This window comes from Desulfobacula phenolica, from assembly GCF_900105645.1.
GTDB classification, from domain to species: domain Bacteria; phylum Desulfobacterota; class Desulfobacteria; order Desulfobacterales; family Desulfobacteraceae; genus Desulfobacula; species Desulfobacula toluolica.
In genome coordinates, this window is the sequence record NZ_FNLL01000033.1 from 1 (window position 1) to 5565 (window position 5565).

Below are 5565 nucleotides of genomic sequence, written 5' to 3' on the forward strand. Positions count from 1 at the left end.
ACATCCGTCTGATCAAACGCCTTACCCTAAAAAGCTATTTTCTATATATGGTGACCGGGCTTGTCCAACAAACGGTTCAGATTGTGGTTCGCTGCGCTCACACAATCTAACCTTATTCGTTGGGCGATACGCCCTATTTTTATTTAGGTGTGACGCTCTCTAAAATAAATTGTCTGCCTCTCCTCTGTTGCAAGACCATTGAGCTTTCATTCGTGTCATCAATAATCACTGTAGGAATATCAAGCACTCCAGTTGTTCGACTGAATGTGGGGTATTCCAGATAAATGCCGCAGGAACTTGGATCATCGATACATGCTTGAACTGCGGCATCGATATCGGCTTGAGTGAAACCATCATCGGGGATTAATCCAAGCTGTTCAGCAGAACAACCTTGACTATTTGTAAAAGAATTGGCCGGTGTGTCCGGGCATTCATCCCATATATAAGGAACTCCGTCACTATCAGAATCAGTTACGGTTTCATCTTCACTGGTTTCATTGTAAAGTGCTTGAATTTCTGATTCGGAAAGGGGACGGTTGTAAATGTGAATATTATCTATGCTACCCGTGAAAAAAGTATTGTAGGAATCACAAATTTGGTCATTCAAACTGCCAACAAAGAGATCATTCGTTGTTTCCAAGTCGTAGCCAATCGGTTTATCGGTAGTGGTTCCATTGCCAACTTCCGTACCATCTATGTAAAGCCTGACAATTGAGCCATTGAAAGTTCCTGCAATATGATGCCATTCTCCATCCCAAATGTCCGAATAATATGCACTCGGCGATAAAATATAGGTGTTGCCATCTGAAATATAGAAATATAAGCTCCCTTTTACGCCAGTATAAAAGGCATAGGAGGAAAAGGAACAATTTTTTGCACCTTTAGCGAGAATGTATCTAAAACTTCCCCCAGGATTTGAAGATCGTACACGCATTTCAACCGATATATTGTTCGACTCCAGCAACGAAGAATTCATTATAGAAATAAAATCATCAATTCCATCAAAGCTATAGGCACTATACGCATTTCCAAACCTATCTTCTGTCAAAGTAGCTCCATTAACCTCTCCATCATTTCCATTCACACTTTTATCATTGGCATTCCCATTGAACGGATAGTAAGCTACCAGTCCATCACTCAAATCAGCCTGTGCCATCCCACCAAATGCAAAAATAATCCCAGCAATTGCCAAAACACTCAACAAACAGCTCTTTTTCATTTCTTCCTCCTTTGATCATATTTCGAAACGCACAACGCTTGGGTAACGGGCAGCAAGGGTTTCCAATAAAGTTCATTGGAAGCACATCATTTAAAAATTTTTCAACCTTTAAAAAGAAGGAGACCCTTGCTGTCCGGTTCACCCGCCTGTTGGGGTTTGCTTAACATTTATTTAATTGTTCAAACCTCGTATTCCAGGTCATTTTCTTGACACCATGCAATCGCAATATCTTTCAATGCTTCAGTTTTATATGAATACCATTGATCAATAATTCCAAATTTATAACAAGCATCTTTGAATCTGCGAAAAGCGCCTTTGCCCTGTATTGCAATTTGTAAAGCTTCTGATATTTTTGAATCATGAATTGAGTAACTGAATTTTTTCATGATTGTATATTCATGAATATCGTATTGAGATGGTAGCTTAATGAAATTTTTACCACAGATGATTTGCTGAGCAATTTTGATATTCTCCCGTTGCCATTCTGGAAAATTTTCTATCGGATCATTTTCTTCTGCAGCACTTAATTCTTCGTAGGAAACAATATAAACTTCACCATCTGCGGTATTTAAGTATGCTGAAGATTCATCAAATTGCATTTGCAACTCATCAGCAATTTTTGTAATTTTTACTTTCAATTCTTCCTCAAAATGTTTAGCACTCTCCGGCTAAATGTCTAAAAGTACTTTCAATACTGTATTTGCTATACAATAAGAATATTCGGCTACTGACATAAAGCGGGACAATTTGGACAGTTTGAACCGGTTGATGAGAATCTTCCAGCGCGTAGGCCTCAGAAATAAGGCTTCTCAGAAGAGCCTTATTCTACAGGGTGTCCCGGCTTAAAATGGTAGCCGAATATTCAAAAAAAAATTTAACAATAATAAATAGTTACATCTTTGTCGGGAATTGCTGCATATTTACCCCAACGCTTGGGTAACGGGCAGCAAGGGTTTCCAAAAAAGTTAATTGAAAGCACATCATTCAAAAGTTTTCAACCTTTAAAAAGAAGGAGACCCTTGCTGTCCGGTTCACCCGCCTGTTAGTGATACTATGTACAATAACCATTTTATTCAATAAAATTTAGATCAAATAAAACTTCAGAACAATACCTATCTCCTGGGTCATTGGAAAAGTCTGCTGCCTGATTTTTTAACTCAAATAAGGCTGACCCAAAATCTGAATTTTCTGGTATCTCAAAAGGATTTACCTCATTTATATCATCACTACTTTCAACCTTTTGGATAAAGGCCTTAACCTCAAAATCAATTGCTTGGTAATGTGAATAATTACCATCTGAAATACAATTAGCATAACTTATTGAACCCCAGGGTGGGCATGATATATAGCTACTACCTTGTTCGGGACAACAAGGAATCATTGTATTCATTCCCTTAGTTTCATTCGTATAAAATACTATCATATATTCCGAATTTCGAATTCCTTTTGCTGCAAATTTTTCATCGATAATTGTTTGTTTATTTTGTTGAGTCAGACAAGTCCTATCTTGAAAAACTTTTGCTTCATCAGTTGATAGCAGGTTTAAGGTTTTTATACTTTTATCAGAGAATGGGCTTTTATACTCTAAAGAAATATCAGTTGTCCGATCAATATAATACCATTTTGTTTCTTCGGTGGCAGGCCAAAGGGCCTCAACTGTCCACCACTTTTCTTCAGATTTCACAAAATTACCACCTATTGCTCTTGCTCGTGTTCCACCTGTATTTGTTAATGATGAAATTTTAATTTGCACTAATGGAAACTGATAAGTAACTCTAGCACTAATAGGAGTTTCATATGTCTGATAAGATTTTATATATCCGGTATATCCATCGACCCTTTTATTAACATATTCGTGTGTTTCATAAGACACAAGACCAGTATTCCCTTTTTCATCAATACCATTAACACCTATTGTATAAGATCTGAAAGCCGATTCCTCAGTACAATAGCCTTCACGTTGACAATTTGTATCATTATAGTAGTATGTATAGGTATCGGGAGGCGGTGGTGATCCAAAATAAATTGGCGAACCCTCTACCGGGTCACTCACTTCTATGACAGGTGTTCCAGACAAATTTTTATCGGCTAGCCAAAAAGAAATATCATCTTTTTTACATGGAAAACTTGCTATACCGCCTATGTCCAACATTACATCCTCAGCCATTTGGTTATTATTCAAATCCCAAACCATGCAAAATTTATCACCTGATTCTACCACACAAGTAGCCAATAGATATTGTGTACATGATCCATCCGGCCATTCCAGATTGCAAATCTTAGTAATTATTTGATCAAGAATTCTTGATTCCGCCTCAAGGTCTTGTACCAAATATGATTTGATAAACATATGGCCAGATAAATCATCTAAATTTAGACCTGGGAAATTATTAACATTAGACCTTAAAGCACCCGGAAGAAAACCAATGATAAGATCTTCATCAATTGTTGTATAAAATTGATTAGAGTCATCACCTGCAACATACCAACTAGGATTTGCAACAGAAACTATTCCAAAACCATCAATAACATTTTCATTTATTCCTTTATAGGCAATATTGGCATATAGATTTCCCTGAGAATGAGCCACTACAACAACTTTATCTCCTTGGCATAAATCTTCGTTATATTTTTCTATGTGTTTCTGTATGGATGGGTAAGATTTAACCATATTTTCATCAAAGCGGGCCGAAATTGTTTTAAGCCCATCTTGTATAAAATTAGGCATCGAATCTATTCCACCAAGAATTCTCCAAAAAGCACTCCAAGCGAGATCATGGGTTTGTTTGGCAGTCTCATATAAATCTCGTATCCCGTCCGTTGGATTATATGAAATTTCACAGAGTATTTTACCTTTTAAATCTCCTTGTATGTTAACTTTGTCCAACAATTCATGTAAGGCTTCTAAGCCTTCTTTAGCATCCTTTTCATGATTAAATACCCCATTACCAAAATAAACCCTTACCTTTTCATCCTCGCAATATCCAACAGTGATAATAAAGAATGTGATTAACACTATTGTGATTGATACTAATATTTTTTTCATTGATCATCTCCAATAGTATCTACATCGAACAAACAACAGCTTTTCCGATCTTTAATTGGAGTTAGACTTAATGTTTTTCCGGCCAGATTATTACTGAACTCAAGATATGCAAGACTTCGTTCTTCAGTATTAAGAATTTTTGCAAATAGTGCATCTGCAATATCTTTAGCTCCGCGAATACCATTTTTTATATAATAAAGGCAACTACGACTACGGTTCAATTTTTTAACATTCTCATAAGCTTTTTCAGGATCACCAGAATCAGGTAACAGTTCTTGATAATTTTTTGCAATTTGAGTAAGAGACAAACGTACTTTTTCCTCATTTGGATAAGTAACATAAATATACCGTTGGATATCATCCCGAACCCCGTCATTATCGCTGTCAATTCCAAGAAGTGTTTCTTTCCCGGCATTTCCTGGGTCTGCTGGAAGGTCAATATCTTTTACAATTTCAATGGTTAAATAGCTATCAGGGCTGCTCGCCAACTCAATAGAAAATTCATTGTTTTCAGCTAAATTTAGTAGGGCTTCAAGAAGATAAACTTGTTTGTTGAAATCACTTGGTCCAAATATTTGTTCCCCATTTACAGAGATTGTTGCACTACTCAAAGAATCTCGTACTCTTTTGCTACCAACCATTGTTCCATTTTTAACAACAAGTTTGCCCTGACCAGGTGTTGTTGAAAAAACACTGGTATAATTATTAGGGGAACCGGCGGTCCTCAAATACTTATTCGGTCCCCAAATAGTAACTTCTTCTGCTAAAGCAACATTAAAAATTAGTGTTAAAAAAAGAATAGGTGAGATTAGAATTGATTTCTTCATTGTTTCTTTCCTTTTATTATAAAATTTAATCAAATTGACACTTAAAGGATAATTGCTTTATTTTTGATCTTTCTTTTAAAACGTTAAGTAAAGCTGCGGTTCCGCAGCAAAAAAAATATCCATCATGTCTGCTAAACCCCCAAACCCCGCGGTTAGAAAAAAAAAGGAATTTGTAAGGTGTAAAAATTGTAGTAGAAGCATAGAGAACCTCCCAAACAGATATTTTTAACTTTTCTCCCAAAAAGAAAGGAGATCCTCTATGCTGGAAATCAAGATAGACCATTTTCTCGATTATTGTAAAGTGTCAAATTTTGCAACCAGATCCATTCAATCATTAAGGGTAAGACTAAATGAGTTTGCCCGGTTCCTTGACAAAGTGCCGGTAGACTCACTCCAGGCTATCTCGTACAAGCATTTAAAAGAATTTATTACCCAATATCAGAGTCCTTCAATTCATGTCAGAAAAGCCCGCA

5 protein-coding genes are annotated in these 5565 nt (G+C 36.3%); 1 reads left to right on the plus strand and 4 read right to left on the minus strand.

The genetic code is table 11. From position 1 onward, the window contains the following. Positions 1-139 precede the first annotated feature (139 nt). The 4 genes from BLT94_RS21395 to BLT94_RS21410 all read right to left on the minus strand — a co-directional run bounded on the left by BLT94_RS21395 (position 140) and on the right by BLT94_RS21410 (position 5092). Positions 140-1219: a LamG domain-containing protein gene (locus BLT94_RS21395; protein ID WP_092238731.1), complete on the minus strand. Its 1080-nt coding sequence runs from the start codon at positions 1217-1219 to the stop codon at positions 140-142. 179 nt (positions 1220-1398) lie between these two features. Next, positions 1399-1857 (minus strand): UPF0158 family protein, encoded by a 459-nt coding sequence (locus BLT94_RS21400; RefSeq protein WP_092238734.1) that lies wholly within the window; start codon positions 1855-1857, stop codon positions 1399-1401. Between the two features lie 431 nt (positions 1858-2288). Then, positions 2289-4265 (minus strand): hypothetical protein, encoded by a 1977-nt coding sequence (locus BLT94_RS21405; RefSeq protein ID WP_092238737.1) that lies wholly within the window; start codon positions 4263-4265, stop codon positions 2289-2291. Beyond that, positions 4262-5092, minus strand: coding sequence for a hypothetical protein (locus BLT94_RS21410; RefSeq protein ID WP_092238740.1), 831 nt, complete (start codon positions 5090-5092; stop codon positions 4262-4264). Before BLT94_RS21410 ends, BLT94_RS21405 begins: the two co-directional genes overlap by 4 nt. A 259-nt stretch (positions 5093-5351) precedes the next feature. Between BLT94_RS21410 and BLT94_RS21420 the strand changes: the two genes are divergently transcribed. Then, the coding region (locus tag BLT94_RS21420) for a site-specific integrase (RefSeq protein WP_407641574.1) at positions 5352-5565 on the plus strand (214 nt) is incomplete at its 3' end.